The sequence below is a fragment of the Serratia sp. LTN-2 genome (assembly GCF_059740205.1).
This window is the reverse complement of sequence record NZ_JCAXDO010000001.1, coordinates 540,008-558,483: the sequence shown is the minus strand read 5'-3', so window position 1 is coordinate 558,483 and position 18,476 is coordinate 540,008. Positions and strand designations below refer to the sequence as shown.

19 protein-coding genes are annotated in these 18,476 nt (G+C 59.1%); 13 read left to right on the top strand and 6 right to left on the bottom strand.

The window, feature by feature from the left end; translation table 11 throughout:
• Positions 1-62: 62 nt before the first annotated feature.
• The 6 genes from aspS (at position 63) to ruvB (ending at position 5,387) form a co-directional block, all read left to right on the top strand.
• Positions 63-1,847 (top strand): aspartate--tRNA ligase, encoded by a 1,785-nt coding sequence (aspS, locus tag AC6BYQ_RS02545; protein ID WP_019452809.1) that lies wholly within the window; start codon positions 63-65, stop codon positions 1,845-1,847.
• Positions 1,847-2,293: a dihydroneopterin triphosphate diphosphatase gene (nudB, locus tag AC6BYQ_RS02540; protein WP_019452808.1), complete on the top strand. Its 447-nt coding sequence runs from the start codon at positions 1,847-1,849 to the stop codon at positions 2,291-2,293. Before aspS ends, nudB begins: the two co-directional genes overlap by 1 nt.
• Before the next feature lie 20 nt (positions 2,294-2,313).
• Entirely contained in the window at positions 2,314-3,057 is a 744-nt protein-coding gene (locus tag AC6BYQ_RS02535) for a YebC/PmpR family DNA-binding transcriptional regulator (protein ID WP_004932370.1), read from the top strand.
• A 57-nt stretch (positions 3,058-3,114) separates the two neighbouring features.
• Positions 3,115-3,636, top strand: coding sequence for a crossover junction endodeoxyribonuclease RuvC (gene ruvC, locus AC6BYQ_RS02530; RefSeq protein ID WP_004932367.1), 522 nt, complete (start codon positions 3,115-3,117; stop codon positions 3,634-3,636).
• A gap of 112 nt (positions 3,637-3,748) precedes the next feature.
• Positions 3,749-4,363, top strand: coding sequence for a Holliday junction branch migration protein RuvA (ruvA, locus tag AC6BYQ_RS02525; protein ID WP_004932365.1), 615 nt, complete (start codon positions 3,749-3,751; stop codon positions 4,361-4,363).
• A gap of 19 nt (positions 4,364-4,382) precedes the next feature.
• A complete protein-coding gene (ruvB, locus tag AC6BYQ_RS02520; protein ID WP_019452807.1) occupies positions 4,383-5,387 on the top strand; it encodes a Holliday junction branch migration DNA helicase RuvB in 1,005 nt (334 codons plus the stop codon).
• 61 nt (positions 5,388-5,448) lie between these two features.
• Here ruvB and znuB read toward each other — a convergent pair whose 3' ends face one another.
• Both znuB and znuC read right to left on the bottom strand, forming a co-directional pair.
• The gene (gene znuB / locus AC6BYQ_RS02515; protein ID WP_019452806.1) at positions 5,449-6,234 is read right to left on the bottom strand and encodes a zinc ABC transporter permease subunit ZnuB; all 786 of its coding nucleotides are present in this window, start codon (positions 6,232-6,234) and stop codon (positions 5,449-5,451) included.
• Positions 6,231-6,989: a zinc ABC transporter ATP-binding protein ZnuC gene (znuC, locus tag AC6BYQ_RS02510; protein WP_015378130.1), complete on the bottom strand. Its 759-nt coding sequence runs from the start codon at positions 6,987-6,989 to the stop codon at positions 6,231-6,233. The genes znuB and znuC overlap by 4 nt, the downstream gene beginning before the upstream one ends.
• A 78-nt stretch (positions 6,990-7,067) precedes the next feature.
• Here znuC and znuA point away from each other — a divergent pair, with 78 nt between their 5' ends.
• The 3 genes from znuA to lpxM all read left to right on the top strand — a co-directional run bounded on the left by znuA (position 7,068) and on the right by lpxM (position 10,474).
• Entirely contained in the window at positions 7,068-8,012 is a 945-nt protein-coding gene (gene znuA / locus AC6BYQ_RS02505; protein WP_154746644.1) for a zinc ABC transporter substrate-binding protein ZnuA, read from the top strand.
• A gap of 21 nt (positions 8,013-8,033) precedes the next feature.
• Positions 8,034-9,356 (top strand): murein DD-endopeptidase MepM, encoded by a 1,323-nt coding sequence (mepM, locus tag AC6BYQ_RS02500; protein ID WP_063918482.1) that lies wholly within the window; start codon positions 8,034-8,036, stop codon positions 9,354-9,356.
• 149 nt (positions 9,357-9,505) lie between these two features.
• Positions 9,506-10,474 (top strand): lauroyl-Kdo(2)-lipid IV(A) myristoyltransferase, encoded by a 969-nt coding sequence (gene lpxM, locus AC6BYQ_RS02495; protein ID WP_049202477.1) that lies wholly within the window; start codon positions 9,506-9,508, stop codon positions 10,472-10,474.
• 48 nt (positions 10,475-10,522) lie between these two features.
• On the opposite strand, the gene AC6BYQ_RS02490 is transcribed toward lpxM, so the two are convergent.
• The 3 genes from AC6BYQ_RS02490 to AC6BYQ_RS02480 form a co-directional block, all read right to left on the bottom strand.
• Positions 10,523-11,404, bottom strand: coding sequence for a leucine-rich repeat domain-containing protein (locus AC6BYQ_RS02490; protein WP_498056238.1), 882 nt, complete (start codon positions 11,402-11,404; stop codon positions 10,523-10,525).
• Between the two features lie 85 nt (positions 11,405-11,489).
• On the bottom strand, positions 11,490-12,932 hold the full coding sequence (gene pyk, locus AC6BYQ_RS02485; protein ID WP_019452801.1) for a pyruvate kinase: 1,443 nt from the start codon (positions 12,930-12,932) through the stop codon (positions 11,490-11,492).
• Between the two features lie 189 nt (positions 12,933-13,121).
• A complete protein-coding gene (locus tag AC6BYQ_RS02480) occupies positions 13,122-13,994 on the bottom strand; it encodes a MurR/RpiR family transcriptional regulator (protein ID WP_019452800.1) in 873 nt (290 codons plus the stop codon).
• 449 nt (positions 13,995-14,443) lie between these two features.
• Between AC6BYQ_RS02480 and zwf the strand changes: the two genes are divergently transcribed.
• From zwf to mdtI, 4 genes are all read left to right on the top strand, one after another.
• Positions 14,444-15,919 (top strand): glucose-6-phosphate dehydrogenase, encoded by a 1,476-nt coding sequence (gene zwf, locus AC6BYQ_RS02475; protein WP_019452799.1) that lies wholly within the window; start codon positions 14,444-14,446, stop codon positions 15,917-15,919.
• Between the two features lie 153 nt (positions 15,920-16,072).
• Positions 16,073-16,714: a bifunctional 4-hydroxy-2-oxoglutarate aldolase/2-dehydro-3-deoxy-phosphogluconate aldolase gene (locus AC6BYQ_RS02470; RefSeq protein WP_432525084.1), complete on the top strand. Its 642-nt coding sequence runs from the start codon at positions 16,073-16,075 to the stop codon at positions 16,712-16,714.
• A 552-nt stretch (positions 16,715-17,266) separates the two neighbouring features.
• Complete coding sequence (gene mdtJ, locus AC6BYQ_RS02465; RefSeq protein ID WP_019452797.1) at positions 17,267-17,635, top strand: multidrug/spermidine efflux SMR transporter subunit MdtJ; 369 nt, start codon at positions 17,267-17,269, stop codon at positions 17,633-17,635.
• Positions 17,622-17,951: a multidrug/spermidine efflux SMR transporter subunit MdtI gene (gene mdtI, locus AC6BYQ_RS02460; RefSeq protein ID WP_074054019.1), complete on the top strand. Its 330-nt coding sequence runs from the start codon at positions 17,622-17,624 to the stop codon at positions 17,949-17,951. Before mdtJ ends, mdtI begins: the two co-directional genes overlap by 14 nt.
• Before the next feature lie 63 nt (positions 17,952-18,014).
• On the opposite strand, the gene AC6BYQ_RS02455 is transcribed toward mdtI, so the two are convergent.
• Positions 18,015-18,359, bottom strand: coding sequence for a RidA family protein (locus AC6BYQ_RS02455; RefSeq protein WP_019452795.1), 345 nt, complete (start codon positions 18,357-18,359; stop codon positions 18,015-18,017).
• Between the last annotated feature and the right edge of the window lie 117 nt (positions 18,360-18,476).

Here is an 18,476-nt window from a genome sequence, read left to right as displayed (position 1 = left end):
AACAGCCGCGCGACAGGGGCGCAGTAGCCCGGCGCGGCATCGGCTGTGTAAAAGGATAGCGTATGCGTACTGAATATTGCGGGCAGTTGAATCTGTCCCACGTGGGCCAGGAAGTCACTCTGTGTGGTTGGGTCAATCGTCGTCGCGATCTCGGCGGCCTGATCTTTATTGATATGCGCGACCGCGAAGGCATCGTGCAGGTGTTCTTCGATCCGGACGAGAAAGTGGCGTTCGACAAGGCTTACGACCTGCGCAATGAGTTCTGCATCCAGATCGTCGGCACCGTGCGTGCGCGTCCGGACAGCCAGATCAATAAAGATATGGCCACCGGCGAAGTGGAAGTGTTCGCTCACGCGCTCGAGATCATCAACCGCTCCGAGCCGCTGCCGCTGGACTCCAACCAGGTCAACAGCGAAGAAGCGCGCCTGAAATATCGCTACCTGGATCTGCGCCGCCCGGAAATGGCCGAGCGTCTGAAGACCCGCGCCAAGATCACCAGCTTCGTGCGCCGCTTCATGGACAGCCATGGTTTCCTCGACATCGAAACGCCGATGCTGACCAAGGCGACGCCGGAAGGCGCCCGCGATTACCTGGTGCCGAGCCGCGTGCACAAGGGCAAATTCTACGCGCTGCCGCAGTCCCCGCAGCTGTTCAAACAGCTGCTGATGATGTCCGGCTTCGATCGTTACTACCAGATCGTCAAATGCTTCCGTGACGAAGACCTGCGTGCGGACCGTCAGCCTGAATTCACCCAGATCGACGTCGAAACCTCCTTCATGACCGCGGATCAGGTGCGTGAAGTGATGGAGAAACTGGCGCGTGAACTGTGGCTGGACGTGAAAGGCGTGGATCTGGGCGATTTCCCGGTCATGACCTTCGCCGAAGCGATGCGTCGCTTTGGTTCCGACAAGCCGGACCTGCGTAACCCGCTGGAGCTGGTGGACGTGGCTGACCTGGTCAAAGACGTCGAGTTTAAAGTGTTCTCCGGCCCGGCCAATGACGCCAAAGGCCGCGTGGCGGCGATCCGTGTACCGGGCGGTGCACAGCTGACCCGTAAGCAGATCGACGAGTACGGCGCTTTCGTCAACATCTACGGTGCCAAAGGCCTGGCGTGGCTGAAGGTCAACGACCGCGCCGCAGGTATGGAAGGCGTGCAGAGCCCGATCGCCAAATTCCTCAGCGCGGACGTGCTGGAAGCCGTCCTGGCGCGCACCGATGCGCAGACCGGCGATATCCTGTTCTTCGGCGCCGACAGCTTCAAGATTGTCACCGATGCGATGGGCGCGCTGCGCCTGAAGCTGGGTCGCGATTTGGCACTGACCCAACTCGACAGCTGGGCACCGCTGTGGGTGGTTGACTTCCCGATGTTCGAAGAAGACGAAGAGGGCGGCCTGGCGGCTATGCACCACCCGTTCACTTCACCGCGCGACATGAGCCCGGAAGAGCTGGCCGCTGCGCCGGTCAACGCCATCGCCAACGCCTATGACATGGTGATCAACGGCTACGAAGTGGGCGGCGGTTCGGTGCGTATTCACCGCAGCGAAATGCAGCAGACGGTGTTCAGCATTCTGGGCATTAACGAACACGAACAGCGCGAGAAGTTCGGCTTCCTGTTGGACGCGCTGAAGTACGGCACGCCGCCGCACGCCGGTCTGGCCTTTGGCCTGGACCGTCTGGTGATGCTGCTGACCGGCACCGACAACATCCGCGACGTCATCGCTTTCCCGAAAACCACCGCGGCGGCCTGCCTGATGACCGACGCACCGAGCTTCGCCAACCCGGCGTCGCTGCAGGAGCTGGCGATCAGCGTGGTAAAGAAAGCCGGTGCGGAACAAGAGAGCGAGTGATGAGTTATAAGCGCCCTGAATCTATCCTGGTAGTGATTTACGCGAAATCCAGTGGTCGGGTGCTGATGTTACAGCGGCGCGACGATACCGAGTTCTGGCAGTCGGTCACCGGCAGCCTGGAGCAGGATGAGTCGCCGCCGCATGCCGCGCAGCGTGAAGTCATGGAAGAAGTCGGCATCGATATCGAAGCAGAGCACCTGCCGTTGTTCGATTGCCAGCGCTGCGTGGAGTTTGAACTCTTTGTCCATTTGCGACATCGCTATGCGCCGGGAACCACGCGCAATAAAGAGCACTGGTTCTGTCTGGCGTTGCCCGAGGAGCGCGATCCGGTGATTACCGAGCATCACGCTTACCAATGGCTTGAGGCGGCAGAGGCCGTGAAGTTGACCAAGTCGTGGAGCAATCAGCAGGCGATTGAAGAGTTCGTGATCAATTCAGTCCAGTAGTTTTTTTCGGAGATTTTTTTATGGCAGGTCATAGTAAGTGGGCCAACACAAAGCACCGTAAAGCGGCGCAGGACGCCAAGCGCGGTAAAATTTTCACCAAGATTATTCGTGAGCTGGTCACGGCCGCCAAGCTGGGCGGCGGCGATCCGGATTCCAACCCGCGTCTGCGCGCGGCGATGGACAAGGCGCTGTCGAACAACATGACGCGCGACACCATGAACCGTGCAATCGCGCGCGGCGTGGGCGGTGATGATGATACCAACATGGAAACCATCATCTATGAAGGCTACGGCCCTGGCGGCACCGCCGTCATGATCGAATGCCTGAGCGACAACCGCAACCGCACCGTGGCGGAAGTGCGTCACGCCTTCACCAAATGCGGCGGCAACCTCGGCACCGACGGTTCTGTTGCCTACCTGTTCACCAAGAAGGGCGTGATCACTTACGCACCAGGCCTGGATGAAGACAGCGTAATGGAAGCGGCGCTGGAAGCCGGCGCGGAAGACATCGTGACCTATGACGATGGCGCCATCGACGTGTTCACCGCCTGGGAAAGTCTGGGCGCGGTGAAAGACGCGCTGACCGCGGCGGGCTTCGAAGCCGAAGCGGCGGAAGTGTCGATGATCCCATCGACCAAGGCCGACATGGATGCGGAAACCGCGCCTAAGCTGCTGCGCCTAATCGATATGCTGGAAGACTGCGACGACGTGCAGGAAGTTTACCATAACGGTGAGATCTCCGACGAAGTGGCGGCGACGCTGTAATCCGGTAAAACGGGCGCCGCCGTTCGGCGGCGCCGTGCATGCAAGGTGGATGTAGATATGGCGATCATACTCGGTATCGATCCCGGCTCACGCGTCACCGGCTATGGCCTTATTCGCCAGCAGGGGCGTCAGTTGAGCTATATCGCCAGCGGTTGCATTCGCACGGTGGTGGACGACATGCCGACGCGGCTGAAGCTGATTTATGCCGGCGTCAGTGAGATCATCACCCAGTTCCAGCCCGACTTCTTCGCCATCGAACAGGTGTTCATGGCCAAGAACCCGGATTCAGCGCTCAAGCTCGGTCAGGCGCGCGGCGTCGCGATCGTGGCGGCGGTGAATCAGAATCTGGAAGTGTTCGAGTATGCGGCGCGGCAGGTCAAACAAACCGTGGTCGGCACCGGTGCAGCCGAAAAGGCGCAGGTACAGCACATGGTGCGCTCGCTGCTCAAACTCTCGGCCAATCCGCAGGCGGATGCCGCCGACGCCCTGGCCATCGCCATTACCCACTGCCACCTCAGCCAGAACGTGCTGCGGATGAGCGAAGGGCGGCTGAACCTGGCGCGCGGGCGTTTGCGCTGACGCAAAGCGGTGATTACTCAGGCTGGATATTCATCCAGCCTTTTTTATGTTATAAGCTTTACCAGCAACGGCATGGCAGGGCGCCATGCCCGGTAATTCTGCAGGAGGGTAAATGATAGGTCGTCTCAGAGGAAATATTCTGGAAAAGCAGCCGCCGCTGGTGTTACTGGAGGCGAACGGCGTGGGCTATGAAGTGCACATGCCGATGACCTGCTTTTACGAGCTGCCGGAACTGGGGCAAGAGGCCATCGTGTTTACCCACTTCGTGGTGCGTGAGGACGCGCAGCTGCTGTACGGTTTCAACGACAAGCAAGAGCGTGCGCTGTTCCGCGAGCTGATCAAGGTTAACGGCGTCGGGCCGAAGCTGGCGCTGGCGATCCTGTCGGGCATGTCCGCACAGCAGTTCGTCAGTGCGGTGGAGCGCGAAGAGATCACTGCGCTGGTCAAGCTGCCGGGCGTGGGCAAGAAAACCGCCGAGCGCCTGGTGGTAGAGATGAAAGACCGCTTCAAGGGGCTCAACGGCGATCTGTTCAACAACAGCAGCGAGATCAGCCTGCCGGCCGCCGCCGACAAAACGCCGGAAGCGGACGCGGAAGCCGAAGCCGTCTCGGCGCTGGTGGCGTTGGGCTACAAGCCGCAGGAAGCCAGCCGCATGGTCAGCAAAATTGCCAAACCGGGTGCCGACTGCGAGACGCTGATCCGCGACGCGTTGCGCGCTGCTTTGTAAGGCCGCTAAGAGGTAGATAATGATTGAAGCCGATCGCCTGATCTCCGCCGAACCGATCAACGAGGAAGACGTCCTCGATCGTGCCATTCGCCCCAAGCTGTTGACCGAATATGTCGGCCAGCCGCACGTCCGCGAGCAGATGGAGATCTTCATCCAGGCGGCCAAACAGCGCGGTGACGCGCTCGACCACCTGCTGATCTTCGGCCCGCCGGGGCTGGGGAAAACTACCCTGGCCAACATCGTGGCCAACGAAATGGGGGTGAATCTGCGCACCACCTCCGGCCCGGTGCTGGAGAAGGCGGGCGATCTGGCGGCGATGCTGACCAACCTCGAGCCGCACGACGTCTTGTTCATCGACGAAATCCACCGCCTGTCACCGGTGGTGGAAGAGGTGCTGTATCCGGCGATGGAAGATTACCAGCTGGATATCATGATCGGCGAAGGGCCGGCGGCGCGCTCGATTAAGCTCGATTTGCCGCCGTTTACCCTGGTGGGCGCCACCACCCGCGCCGGCTCGCTGACCTCACCGCTGCGCGATCGTTTCGGCATTGTCCAGCGGCTGGAGTTTTATCAGGTGGCGGATTTACAGCACATCGTATCTCGCAGCGCCGGTTGTCTGGGGCTGGAACTGTCCGATGAGGGTGCCCATGAGGTGGCCCGTCGCGCGCGCGGTACGCCGCGTATCGCCAACCGCCTGTTGCGCCGGGTGCGCGACTTCGCCGAGGTGCGCGCCAACGGCGTGATCAGCGGCGGGGTGGCGGCGCAGGCGCTCGATATGCTCAACGTCGATGCCGAGGGCTTCGACTATATGGATCGCAAGCTGCTGCTGGCGATTATCGACAAGTTTACCGGTGGCCCGGTCGGGCTGGACAACCTGGCGGCGGCGATCGGCGAAGAACGCGAAACCATCGAAGACGTGATCGAACCGTTCCTGATCCAACAGGGCTTTATTCAGCGCACGCCGCGCGGCCGTTTGGCGACGCAGCATGCTTACCGGCACTTCGGGCTCGAACGCGAAGAGTAAGTTTTCCATCCTCAATGAAAAAGGGCCGCAAATGCGGCCCTTGTCATATCCCGGCTTTAAATCAGGCCTGCTGTTTTTTGAACAGGCTCAGCGTGAACAGCACGGCGGCGCAGAGCACCACCGAAGGGCCGGCCGGCGTATCGTAAAACGCCGAGAAGGTCAGGCCGCCGGTGACCGCCACCATGCCGAGCAACACAGCGACGCCGGCCATTTGCTCCGGCGTACGCGCGAAGCGGCGAGCGGTGGCCGCCGGAATGATCAGCAGCGAGGTGATGATCAGGGCGCCGACGAATTTCATCGCCAGACCGATGGTCAATGCGGTAATCAGCATCAGCACGGTGCGAGCCCGCGCCAGATTGACGCCGTCGACGTGCGCCAGCTCCGGGCTGATGGTCATCGACAGCAGATCGCGCCACTGCCACCACAGCACCAGCAGCACCACGGCGACGCCACCGGCGATCATAGCAATGTCGCTCAGCGTGACCGACAGCAGATCGCCGAACAGATAGGCCATCAGGTCGACCCGCACGTTGGACATCAGCGCCACCACCACCAGCCCCAGCGACAGGGCGCTGTGGGCCAGAATGCCGAGCAGGGTATCCACCGAAAGCTGCGGGCGGCGTTCCAGCCACACCAGGGCCAGGGCCAGTAGCAGGGTAATGGCGATCACCGCATAGAAAGGATTGATGTCCAGCAGCAGACCAAAGGCGACACCGAGCAGCGAGGCGTGCGCCAGGGTATCGCCGAAGTAGGACATGCGGCGCCAGACCACGAAGGAGCCCAGCGGCCCGGCGGCGCTAGCCAGCAAAACCCCGGCCAGCCAGCCGGGAAGTAACAATTCGATCATGCTTCGCGGCTCCCGGTTTTCTTCAAGACAATTTTTCCCTGCAGGTCGTGGCGGTGATTGTGATGGTGGCGATACACCGCCAGCTGCTCTGCGCCGCGGTTGCCGAACATGGCGATGAATTCGGGATGCATTGAGACCACCTCCGGCGCGCCGGAACAGCAGATATGCTGATTGAGGCACAACACCTCGTCGGTTTTGGCCATCACCAGATGCAGATCGTGCGAGACCATCAGCACGGCGCAGCCCAGCTCTTTACGCAGCTGATCGATCAGGTCGTACAGCGCCAACTGGCCGTTGACGTCCACCCCTTGCGTGGGTTCGTCCAGCACCAGCAGTTGCGGTTTATTCAGCAGCGCCCGCGCCAACAGTACGCGTTGGTTCTCGCCGCCGGAGAGCTTTTGCATCGGCTGGTCGAGCAGGTGCGCGGCGTGCACGCGCTTGAGCGCCGGCAGAATGTCGGCTTTCTTTACGCCGGGCTTCAATCGCATAAAGCGGCTGACGGTCAGCGGCAGGGTGGCGTCGAGGTGGAGTTTTTGCGGCACGTAGCCGATGCGCAGATCGGGCTCCCGCTCCAGCGTGCCGGCGGTTGGTTTGACCAATCCGAGCACCACGCGCACCAACGTGGATTTGCCCGCGCCGTTAGGGCCAAGCAGCGTGAGAATGCGGCCGGGCTGCAGGCTGAGGGAAATATTCGACAGCACCTTGCGGCTGCCGAAGGCGACGGAGATATTTTTTAGCGTTATCAGTGTGGACATCTCGAGATTACAGGTTGCAGAACGAAGCGAATGTTATAATATCACGTCTTGTTGATGAAAACGATGGGATTACTGATGATGGCACAGAAAAATAAATGGCTGCAGCGCACGCTGCTGGCCAGCGCACTGTTGATGGCCGGCCCGCTGAGCAGCGCTTCCGCTGCGGTGGTGACCTCGATTCGTCCGTTAGGCTTTATCGCATCGGCGATCGCCGACGGCGTGACGCCGACCGAGGTGCTGTTGCCGGATGGCGCTTCGCCGCACGATTTCGCGCTGCGTCCCTCTGATATCCAGCGCCTACGCTCCGCAGACCTGGTGCTGTGGGTCGGGCCGGATATGGAAGCGTTCCTGACCAAGGCGCTGGTGCCGATTTCGGCAGACCGCAAACTGGCCATCAGCGAACTGCCGGCGGTGAAACCGCTGCTGATGAAAGGCGAAGATGACGACGATCATGATCATGCAGGTGAAGCGCATAATCATGCCGATGACGATCACGGGCATCATCACGGCGAGTACAATATGCACGTTTGGTTGTCGCCGGAGGTGGCAAAAGTGACGGCGATCGCGATTCACGACAGATTGTTGGAACTTATGCCGCAAAATAAGGACAAATTAGACGCAAACCTGCGCCAGTTCGAGAATCTGCTGACGCAAACTGACAAAAATGTTGGTAACATGCTTACGCCTGTGCAAGGTAAGGGTTATTTTGTTTTTCATGATGCTTACGGCTACTTTGAGAAACACTACGGTTTGAGTCCGCTGGGCCATTTCACCGTCAATCCCGAAATTCAGCCTGGAGCACAGCGCCTACACCAAATTCGAACACAGTTGGTTGAGCAGAAAGCGGTATGCGTTTTTGCTGAGCCACAATTCAGGCCGGCCGTAATCAATGCCGTCGCCAAGGGTACCAAAGTGCGTTCAGGAACGCTGGACCCGCTGGGCATCGGCATCGCGCTGGGGAAGGACAGCTACGGGAAATTCCTGACAGCGCTGTCAAACCAGTACGTGAGCTGCCTGAAGTAAAGCTTATGAGGATAATATCGAGTGCAGCAGATAGTCCGAACTATCGCTCTGGCGTATAACAACCTGCCACGGCCCCACCGCGTCATGCTGGGGTCGCTGACAGTCGTCACATTGGCCGTCGCTGTTTGGCGGCCTTTTGTTTATCACCCAGAACATAATCCCATCGCCAAGAACGTCGAGTTAGAATCCAGCCAGTTGCGGTCATTGCTTCCCGAAGCCAGTGAGCCGATCGATGCCGACCAACCCACCCCCGATGACGAAATCCCGCAGGATGAACTGGATCAGAAGGATGCCGGCGATGACGGCGTGCATGAATATGTGGTTTCTACCGGCGACACCCTCGGCAGCATTCTGACGCAATATGGCATCGACATGTCGGATGTCACTCTGTTGGCTTCGCAAAACCGCGATCTGCGTAACCTGAAGATCGGCCAGCAACTGTCGTGGACCGTGAACGACGCGGGCGACCTGCAACAGCTGACCTGGGAGGTTTCTCGCCGTGAAACCCGCACCTATGACCGCGTCGGCAACAGCTTCAAAGAATCGAAAGAGGCGCAGCAGGGCGAATGGCGCAACAACGTGATCAGCGGCCGGGTCAACGGCAGCTTCGTCAGCAGCGCCGGTGATGCTGGGTTGAATCGTAACGAAATCAATGCGGTGATCAAGGCGCTGCAGTGGCAGCTCGATTTCCGCAAGCTGCGCAAAGGCGACCAGTTCTCCGTGCTGATGTCGCGTGAACACTTCGACGGCAAGAAATCGCAAAGTCAGCTGTTGGGCGTGCGCATGCGCACCGGCGGCAAGGATTACTATGCGATCCGCGCCGAAGACGGCAAATTCTACGATCGCCAGGGCTCTGGCCTGGCGCGCGGCTTCATGCGTTTCCCGACCATGAAACAGTTCCGTATCTCCTCCAACTTCAACCCGCGCCGCGTGAACCCGGTGACCGGGCGCGTGGCGCCGCATAAGGGCGTCGATTTCGCCATGCCGGTCGGCACGCCAGTGCTGGCGGTCGGCGACGGTGAAGTGGTGATCGCCAAGCGCAGCGGCGCGGCGGGCAACTATGTGGCGATCCGCCACGGCCGCCAGTACACTACGCGCTATATGCATTTGAAAAAGCTGCTGGTGAAACCCGGCCAGAAAGTGAAACGCGGCGATCGCATTGCGCTTTCCGGCAACACCGGGCGCTCCACCGGGCCGCACCTGCACTTTGAACTGTGGACCGGCCAGCAGGCGGTGAACCCGCTGACGGCCAAGCTGCCGCGTTCCGAAGGGCTGAGCGGCAAAGACCGCAGCGATTATCTGGCGCAGGTGAAGGAAGTCGTTCCTCAACTGCAGCTGGATTAACGTCCCCCTTTTCCGGCGCTTCGGCGCCGCTAATTTCATCGGCCTGATTGCGGGCCGATGCTGTTTTATCTGGGCGGTTCGCGGTTGTTAATTGCAAAATCGGTGATGGCAATTATGATTAGCCGAATCGCTAAGCCAAGAGCATGTGCATGCAAAACGAGAAGAAATCGAACGTAGAGTTCATCCCGCAGTTTCAGAAAGCCTTTTTATCTCCACGCTACTGGGGCGTGTGGTTGGGAACCGGTCTGATGGCCGGCATTTCGCTGGTGCCTGCGCGCCTGCGCGATCCGGTGCTGGGCGCGGTCGGCAAACTGGCCGGTAAGCTGGCGAAGGGGGCGCGCCGCCGCGCCCGCATCAACTTGCTTTATTGCTTGCCGGAGCTGCCGGAAAGCGAACGCGAACACATCATCGACCAGATGTTCGCCTGCGCGCCGCAGTCGATGGTGCTGATGGCGGAACTGGCCTGCACCAAGCCGGAGAAAGTGCTCAAGCGCGTGCGCTGGCACGGCGAAGAAGTGTTGGACAAGATCCGGGCGGAAGGGCGCAACGTGATCTTCCTGGTGCCGCACGGCTGGGCGGTGGATGTGCCGGCGATGTTGATGGCCGCGCGCGGCCAACCGATGGCGGCGATGTTCCACAATCAGCGTAATCAGCTGATCGACTACCTATGGAATGCCGTGCGCCGCAAATTCGGCGGCCGTATGCACGCGCGCAACGACGGCATCAAACCCTTTATCAGTTCGGTGCGGCAGGGTTATTGGGGCTATTACCTGCCCGATCAGGATCATGGCGCGGAGCACAGCGAGTTCGTCGATTTCTTCGCGACCTATAAGGCGACGCTGCCGGCGGTGGGGCGGCTGATGAAGGTGTGTCGTGCGGCTATCGTGCCTTTGTTCCCGGTGTACGACGGCAAAACCAGCATGCTGGATATCTATATTCGCGAGCCGATGGATGACCTGGCCGAAGCCGACGATCCGCGCATTGCTCGCCGCATGAACGAAGAGGTAGAAAATCTGGTGGGCCCGAACCCGGAGCAGTACACCTGGATCCTCAAACTGCTGAAAACGCGTAAGGAAGGGGAGATTGAACCTTACTCGCGCGATGATCTGTACCGTTAATTCCTTCTGTCGCTAACGCCGGCCGGGTCTCACCCGACCGGCGTCTCTTCAAATGTGCACCATACAGCCGCGCGCCCGCAGGATGTCGACGACTTTCGGCGTGTGGGTGAAATCGTTCCAACGCAGGTCCAGCTTGCGCAGCCGGCTCAGTTCGCCAAGGCTTTCCGGCAGCTCGCTTAGGCGATTGGCCCGCAGATCCAGGCTTCTTAGCGCCGTCAGCTCACCGATATTATCCGGCAGCTGCGTCAGCTGATTGAAACGCAGGCTCAGCTCGCTCAATCGCGGCAGGCGGCAGAAGGCTTCCGGCAGCGCGGCGATGGCGTTGTTCGTCGCATCGAGAACCTCCAGCTCGCTGAGCAGGACGATCTCCGCCGGCAGCGTGGTCAAGGCGTTTTTCATGATATGCAGTTCCCGCAGCGCGCGCAGTTGCTCGATTTCGGCCGGCAGGCTGCGGATGCGATTGTTGTATAAACGCAGCTCCTGCAATGCCGCAAGCCTCGGTATCGCCTGTGGCAACGCGGTCAGATGGTTGTCGGTCGCGTTGAGATAGACCAGCTGTTGCAGCTGCGCCAGCGAGTGCGGCAGACAGCAAAAGCCGTTATCGCTCAAATAGAGGTATTTCAATCGATGCAGTTGGCCCAGCGCCTCGGGGAGCTCGCTGGCGCGATTGTGGCCAAAGTCGAACATCTCGAGCTGTTGTAACTGGCCAATCTCCGGCGGCAGGTGGCCGATCTGATTGCAGGAGATGTTTAGCACCTGCAGGTTGCGGTGTTGCAAGATAGAGGCGGGGAAGGCCGTCAGCTGATTGTCGTACAGGCTGATTTTGCGCAGTGCATGGCCGGTTAGCTGCGATTCGTCGAGCTGCGTCAGGCCGCGCCCATCGAGATCGAGCGCATCACCGGTCGAGGCGGGATTGTGTTGGTGGAGCATGGCGTTCTCCGTCGTTTATGGCGATGTCAGGGCAAAAAAAATGCCGGCCATCGTGGGACGGCCGGCATTTCGTCTGCGGCGTGGATTACTCGACGCGCAGGATACGGCTGGTATTGGTGGTGCCGACGGTTTCCATCACGTCGCCCTGGGTGACGATCACCAGGTCGCCGGAAACCAGGAAGCCTTTGTCGCGCAGGCGATTGACGGCTTCGTTGGCGGCGATCACGCCGTCTTTGTGGCTGTCGAAGTACACCGGCGTTACGCCGCGATACAGTGCGGTCAGGTTCAGCGTGTGTTCATGACGGGACATGGCGAAGATCGGCAGGCCGGAGCTGATGCGTGACATCATCAGCGCGGTGCGGCCGGATTCGGTCATGGCGATCAGCGCGGTGACGCCTTTCAGGTGGTTGGCCGCATACATCGAAGACATGGCGATCGCCTCTTCGATGTTGTCGAACTGCACGTCCAGACGGTGTTTGGAAACGTTGATGCTCGGGATCTTCTCGGCGCCGAGACAAACGCGCGCCATGGCCGCGACGGTTTCCGCCGGGTATTGGCCGGCAGCGGTTTCCGCCGACAGCATGACGGCATCGGTGCCGTCCAGCACGGCGTTGGCCACGTCCATGACCTCGGCGCGGGTCGGCATCGGGTTGGTGATCATCGACTCCATCATCTGGGTCGCGGTGATCACCGCGCGGTTCAGGGTGCGGGCGCGGCGGATCAGTTTCTTCTGAATGCCGACCAGTTCCGGATCGCCGATTTCGACGCCCAGATCGCCACGGGCGACCATCACCACGTCGGAGGCCAGAATGATGTCGTCCATCGCTTCGTCGCTGCACACCGCTTCGGCGCGCTCAACCTTGGATACGATCTTGGCGTTGCAGCCTGCGTCGCGCGCCAGACGGCGGGCGTAGTTCAGGTCTTCGCCGGTGCGCGGGAAGGAAACCGCCAGGTAGTCGACGCCGATCTTGGCGGCGGTAACGATGTCCGCCTTGTCTTTTTCGGTCAGCGCTTCGGCCGACAGGCCACCGCCGAGTTTATTGATGCCCTTGTTGTTGGACAGCGGGCCGCCAACGGTCACTTCGGTAAATACTTTCATGCCCTGAACTTCGAGCACTTTCAGCTGAACGCGGCCGTCGTCGAGCAGCAGGACGTCGCCCGGCACCACGTCGGCAGGCAGGCCTTTATAGTCGATACCGACTTTTTCTTTGTCGCCTTCGCCTTTGGACAGGTTGGCGTCCAGCAGGAATTTATCGCCCACGTTGAGGAAAATCTTGCCTTCCTTAAAGGTGGATACGCGGATTTTTGGCCCTTGCAGGTCGCCGAGGATAGCGACGTGACGCCCCAGTTTGGCAGCGATTTCGCGCACTTTGTCAGCGCGAGCCTGGTGATCTTCCGGGCTGCCATGGGAGAAGTTGAGCCGAACTACGTTGGCGCCGGCGGCAATGATCTTTTCCAGATTATTGTCGCGGTCTGTAGCCGGACCCAGGGTGGTAACGATTTTGGTTCTTCTGAGCCGTCTGGACATGTATTACTCCGTTGACTGGTGAAGCAAATATTGGTGTTGCGATAACGTCGGATAACGAAACCAGGCGTGAAATGTAATTTTACAACACTGATATTTCACCCGGGTTACCCGCATGAGCGTGTTAACAGGGTACAGCCTCTGATGCCGCCATTCAAATGTCTGTTGAACGGCGATTTTTTCTTCGTAAGGTTACGAGTCAAAACTGTTGGGAATGACCACGCCTTTATCAAAGCGCGATTCTTTGAGCGCTTCTTTGACCCGCTTCAAGTTATCTCTGAATTTAGCCCCTCTGCGCAAGGTAAATCCGGTGGCGAGCACGTCAATGAGCGTTAATTGCGCGATCCGCGACACCATCGGCATATAAACGTCGGTGTCCTCGGGCACGTCGAGCAGTAAAGCGAGGGTCGCCGCCTGAGCGAGCGGGGTATCGCGCGAGGTGATGGCCAGCACCGTGGCGTCGTTTTCGCGCGCCAACTGGGCCATCTCCACCAGATTCTTGGTGCGACCGGTGTGCGAGATCAACACCACCACGTCGCCTTCGCCGGAGTTCATGCAGCTCATGCGCTGCATGACGATGTCATCGAAGTAGACCACCGGGATGTTGAAGCGGAAAAATTTGTTCATCGCGTCGTGCGCCACCGCCGCAGAGGCGCCCAGGCCGAAGAAAGAGATCTTTTTTGCCTGGGTGAGCAGGTCAACCGCACGATTGATTGCGGCAATATCCAAATTTGCCTTTACTGTATCCAGGCTGGCCATCACCGACTCGAAGATCTTGCTGGTATAGGCATCGACGCTGTCATCTTCCTCGACGTTACGGTTTACGTAAGGCGTGCCGTTGGCCAGGCTCTGGGCGAGATGCAGTTTGAAGTCGGGAAAGCCTTTAGTATCAAGGCGGCGGCAAAAACGGTTGACGGTGGGTTCGCTGACGTCGGCCATGCGCGCCAGCGTAGCGATGCTGGAGTGAATGGCGGTCTGCGGGGAGGCCAGGATCACCTCGGCGACTTTCCTTTCAGATTTGCTCAGGAGTTCCAGATGGCTCTGGATTTTGTCCAGCGTATTCATATAACGAGAGTCACTCATGGTTTTATCCCTGTGGCTTTCAAGCGACAGCGTCGAATTTCGTCCGTGTACGCCGTGCAAGCAGACGCCAAACGAGCGGCTGTAACCTGAAATCGATAGGGTATGTCGATTTCAAATAAAGGAGAAATCAATGCCGGTTTAGTGAAAATATACTACGTGCTGGTAACCGTTGGCAGTCTCGACAGGGCGTATGCAGGCTTTTTTCACCAGAATATGACCTGTGTCTAACTTTCATAATGGTAACAGAGCGTCAAAAAAGACGAAAAATTACAGTTTTGTCCACCTGCAACGGCTCTGCCGCGCAGTGGCGCTTACCACTGGAATCTTTGGGGCTTTTTTTCTGCTTTTGCACCGGGTTTGCTGGCCGTAGTCAAACAGAGTACATTAGTAATGTAAGAAAATTACAAATATCCTGCAACGAGGAGATGAACATGGCGGTAACCTCTACAGCCCAGGCGTGTGACCTGGTTATTTTCGGCGCGAAAGGTGATTTGGCGCGCCGTAAACTGCTGCCTTCCCTGTACCAGTTAGAGAAAGCCGGACACATCCACCCGGATACGCGGATCATCGGCGTCGGCCGCGCGGAGTGGGATAAAAAAGCTTATACCGAAGTGGTCAAGGAAGCGCTTGGCACCTTCATGAAGGAAAAACTGGATGACGAACTCTGGGCCACGCTGAGCGCGCGCCTGGACTTCTGCAACCTGGACGTCAACGACAGCAAGAACTTTACCAAACTGGGTAAAATGCTGGATCAGAAGCACCGCACCACCATCAACTACTTCGCTATGCCGCCAAGCACCTTCGGCGCCATCTGCAAAGGGTTGGGCGAAGCCAAGCTGAACCACGAGCCGGCGCGTGTGGTGATGGAGAAACCACTGGGCACCGATCTGGCGTCCTCCCGCGTGATCAACGATCAGGTGGCTGAGTACTTCAATGAGTCCCAGGTTTACCGTATCGACCACTATCTCGGTAAAGAGACGGTGTTGAACCTGTTGGCGCTGCGCTTCGCCAACTCGCTGTTCGCGTCCAACTGGGATAACCGCACCATCGACTCGGTGCAGATCACCGTAGCGGAAGAGGTGGGCATCGAAGGGCGCTGGGGTTACTTCGACCAGGCCGGCCAGATGCGCGACATGATCCAGAACCACCTGCTGCAGATCCTGACCATGATCGCCATGTCGCCGCCGGCGGATCTGACCACCGACCGCATCCGCGACGAGAAGGTCAAGGTACTGCGTTCGCTGCGCCGCATCGATCAGACCAATGTCCGGGAAACCACCGTGCGCGGTCAGTACACCGCCGGCTTCGTCCAGGGCAAGAAAGTGCCGGGCTATCTGGAAGAAGAGGGGGCGAACAAGAGCAGCAGCACCGAAACCTTCGTCTCCATCCGCGTGGATATCGACAACTGGCAGTGGGCCGGGGTGCCGTTCTACCTGCGCACCGGTAAACGTCTGCCGACCAAATGTTCGGAAGTGGTGGTGTACTTCAAAAACCCGCCGCTTAACCTGTTCAGCGACTCGTATCAGCAGCTGCCGCAGAACAAGCTGACCATCCGTCTGCAACCGGACGAAGGCATCGAAATTCAGGTGCTGAACAAGGTGCCGGGGCTGGATCACAAGCACCGCTTGCAGACCACCAAGCTGGATCTGAGCTTCTCGGAAACCTTCAACCAGGAGCACGTGGCGGACGCCTATGAGCGCCTGTTGCTGGAGACCATGCGCGGCATCCAGGCGCTGTTCGTGCGCCGTGATGAAGTGGAAGAGGCCTGGAAGTGGGTCGACTCCATCATGGACGCGTGGAAAGCCGACAACGAAGCGCCTAAGCCTTATCAGGCGGGCACCTGGGGGCCGGTGGCCTCGGTGGCGATGATCACCCGCGACGGCCGTTCCTGGAACGAGTTCGAGTAATGCGCAATGCCGGCAGCCTGTCTGCCGGCTTTTTTTTGCCTGCGATCTGCACGTGGGCCACATCACTTACGGTACGGCCGGCGTCCGCGCGTTTGCGCGGAACCCTGTGGCAGGGGCGTGCCATTGTTAACCGCGAGTAATGGAGAAATAACGATGAAAAACTGGAAAACCAGCGCCGAACAGATCCTGACGGCGGGACCGGTGGTGCCGGTTATCGTGATCCACAAGCTGGAACAGGCGGTTCCGCTGGCGAAAGCGCTGGTTGCCGGGGGCGTGCGGGTGCTGGAGGTGACGTTGCGCACCGCCTGTGCGCTGGAGGCGATTCGCGCTATCGCTAAAGAGGTACCGGAGGCGATTATCGGCGCCGGTACGGTGATCAATCCGCAGCAGCTGCGGGAGGTGACCGAGGCGGGGGCGCAGTTCGCCATCAGCCCGGGGTTGACCGAAGCCTTGCTGCAGGCGGCGACGGCGGGGACGATCCCGCTTATTCCGGGCATCAGCACCGTTTCTGAACTGATGCAGGGGATGGATTACGGCCTGCGCGAGTTCAAATTCTTCCCGGCGGAGGCCAACGGCGGCGTGAAGGCGCTGCAGGCGATCGGCGGTCCGTTCCCGCAGGTGCGTTTCTGCCCGACCGGCGGCATTACGCCGAACAATTATCGCGATTATCTGGCGCTGAAAAGCGTGCTTTGCATCGGCGGCTCCTGGCTGGTGCCGGCGGACGCGCTCGACAGCGGCGACTACGCGCGCATCACCGAACTGGCGCGCAATGCCGTCAGCGGCGCCGCGTCGTAACCCGCGCCGCGCCTGAGGTTGGCGCTTATTTGCACATCCTGGATTATCTCAAGGCTCAACGCTCCGTTGGGCCTTTTTTAATTTTCATTGCAATTAACTTTATTATTTTTAACCCGTTTTTTTCTGCTTTTTTATGAAAACGGCAGTTTGCTTTCTTATTTTGGCTGTGGTAAAAATATCTCAGTTGAAAATTTTACTTTTATGAGGATATTGGGCAAATCGCACGGTGTGCGGCTGATAATAGAGAACTATTATGATGACTATTAACGGAACTACCCTCAGAACCTCTACTTGCCAACTCTTCCTGTCTGCGATCCTTGCCAGTGAGCATCACTGGTGCAGCGAGCTATAGCGTCTTTCTCCCTTAACCGGTGCAGGTAGCGGGCTTACGCCTTCACGCTATCGTTCAGCCGGGCAAACATTCTTTTTGCGTTTGGGTCAGTTTATCCCCAGGGATCTCTGCGTCTTGCGCGCCGCACGCCGGCCGTTTGACGAGATAAATCGGGATAAATATGCCTTGGCGCGCGTTATTCGCCGTTTGGGAGAAAAATTATGATTTATTGGATCTTTTTAGGTTTGGCCATCATGACCGAAATCATCGGCACCTTGTCGATGAAATACGCCAGCGTCAATGGCGGCATGAGCGGGCACATCGTGATGTATGTGATGATCACCGCGTCTTACGTGTTGCTGTCTGTCGCGGTAAAACGCGTGGCGCTGGGCGTGGCCTATGCGCTGTGGGAAGGGATCGGCATTCTGTTCATCACCCTGTTCAGCGTGCTGTGGTTCGACGAGCCAATCTCTGTGCTGAAGGTGCTGGGTCTGGCGACGCTGATCGCCGGCATCATGCTGGTGAAATCCGGCACCCGCAAAGAGCGAAAACAGGTCAGCCCGCGAGGTGACAACCATGCAACAGTTTGAGTTGTACCACATCGGGTTCCTGGGTCTGGCGATCGTGTTGGAAATCGTCGCCAACATCTTCCTGAAGATGTCGGACGGCTTCCGTAAAATTTGGTTGGGGCTGTTGTCGCTGCTGTCGGTACTCGGCGCGTTCAGCGCCCTGGCGCAGGCGGTAAAGGGCATCGATCTGTCGATCGCTTATGCGCTGTGGGGCGGTTTCGGTATCGCCGCCACTATCGCTGCGGGCTGGATCATGTTCGGCCAGCGGTTAAACGCCAAAGGCTGGATCGGCCTGGCGCTGTTGCTGGCGGGGATGGTGATCCTCAAACTGTCCTGATAGCGGGCAATAAAAAAACCGCAGGCATAGCCGCCTGCGGTTTTTTTTCGTCTGCGCTCAGGCTTACAGCGCGGCGATGATTTTGATTTCCACCTTGTACTTCGGATTCATCAGCTGCGCCTGCACGGTGCAGCGCACCGGCGCGCTGCCGGCGACCACCCAGGCGTCCCAGGCGGCGTTCATCGCAGCGAAGTCGGCGGTGTTGGCCAGGAAAATGGTGGCGTCAAGAATACGGCTCTTATCCGAACCTACGCGCGCCAGCAGCACGTCAATGGCGGCAAGGGCGTTGGCGGTCTGCGCGGTCGCGTCATCGTCCAGGTTCTCCGGCACGCTGGTGTAGTAAACGGTCTCGTTGTGCACCACGGCTTCGGACCAGCGCTTATCGGGATCAATTCTTTCAATATTCATTTGCTTATCTCCATATCATCGTCCCGCTAAGGGTAGCACAGCCGGTGATGAAAAAGCGCGGCGATAAAGTGGGTGGTAGCCGGGCGGCAGGCTTGGCATAATCACCGCTGAATGACA

Bases quoted from the DNA above. Each gene is read 5' to 3' on its own strand.
- pyk (WP_019452801.1), bottom strand. From the start codon at position 12,932: ATGTCCAGACGGCTCAGAAGAACCAAAATCGTTACCACCCTGGGTCCG.
- ruvC (WP_004932367.1), top strand. From the start codon at position 3,115: ATGGCGATCATACTCGGTATCGATCCCGGCTCACGCGTCACCGGCTAT.
- ruvB (WP_019452807.1), top strand. From the start codon at position 4,383: ATGATTGAAGCCGATCGCCTGATCTCCGCCGAACCGATCAACGAGGAA.
- nudB (WP_019452808.1), top strand. From the start codon at position 1,847: ATGAGTTATAAGCGCCCTGAATCTATCCTGGTAGTGATTTACGCGAAA.
- mdtJ (WP_019452797.1), top strand. From the start codon at position 17,267: ATGATTTATTGGATCTTTTTAGGTTTGGCCATCATGACCGAAATCATC.
- AC6BYQ_RS02480 (WP_019452800.1), bottom strand. From the start codon at position 13,994: ATGAATACGCTGGACAAAATCCAGAGCCATCTGGAACTCCTGAGCAAA.
- lpxM (WP_049202477.1), top strand. From the start codon at position 9,506: ATGCAAAACGAGAAGAAATCGAACGTAGAGTTCATCCCGCAGTTTCAG.
- ruvA (WP_004932365.1), top strand. From the start codon at position 3,749: ATGATAGGTCGTCTCAGAGGAAATATTCTGGAAAAGCAGCCGCCGCTG.
- znuC (WP_015378130.1), bottom strand. From the start codon at position 6,989: ATGTCCACACTGATAACGCTAAAAAATATCTCCGTCGCCTTCGGCAGC.
- zwf (WP_019452799.1), top strand. From the start codon at position 14,444: ATGGCGGTAACCTCTACAGCCCAGGCGTGTGACCTGGTTATTTTCGGC.
- AC6BYQ_RS02470 (WP_432525084.1), top strand. From the start codon at position 16,073: ATGAAAAACTGGAAAACCAGCGCCGAACAGATCCTGACGGCGGGACCG.
- mdtI (WP_074054019.1), top strand. From the start codon at position 17,622: ATGCAACAGTTTGAGTTGTACCACATCGGGTTCCTGGGTCTGGCGATC.
- AC6BYQ_RS02535 (WP_004932370.1), top strand. From the start codon at position 2,314: ATGGCAGGTCATAGTAAGTGGGCCAACACAAAGCACCGTAAAGCGGCG.
- aspS (WP_019452809.1), top strand. From the start codon at position 63: ATGCGTACTGAATATTGCGGGCAGTTGAATCTGTCCCACGTGGGCCAG.
- AC6BYQ_RS02455 (WP_019452795.1), bottom strand. From the start codon at position 18,359: ATGAATATTGAAAGAATTGATCCCGATAAGCGCTGGTCCGAAGCCGTG.
- znuB (WP_019452806.1), bottom strand. From the start codon at position 6,234: ATGATCGAATTGTTACTTCCCGGCTGGCTGGCCGGGGTTTTGCTGGCT.
- AC6BYQ_RS02490 (WP_498056238.1), bottom strand. From the start codon at position 11,404: ATGCTCCACCAACACAATCCCGCCTCGACCGGTGATGCGCTCGATCTC.
- znuA (WP_154746644.1), top strand. From the start codon at position 7,068: ATGGCACAGAAAAATAAATGGCTGCAGCGCACGCTGCTGGCCAGCGCA.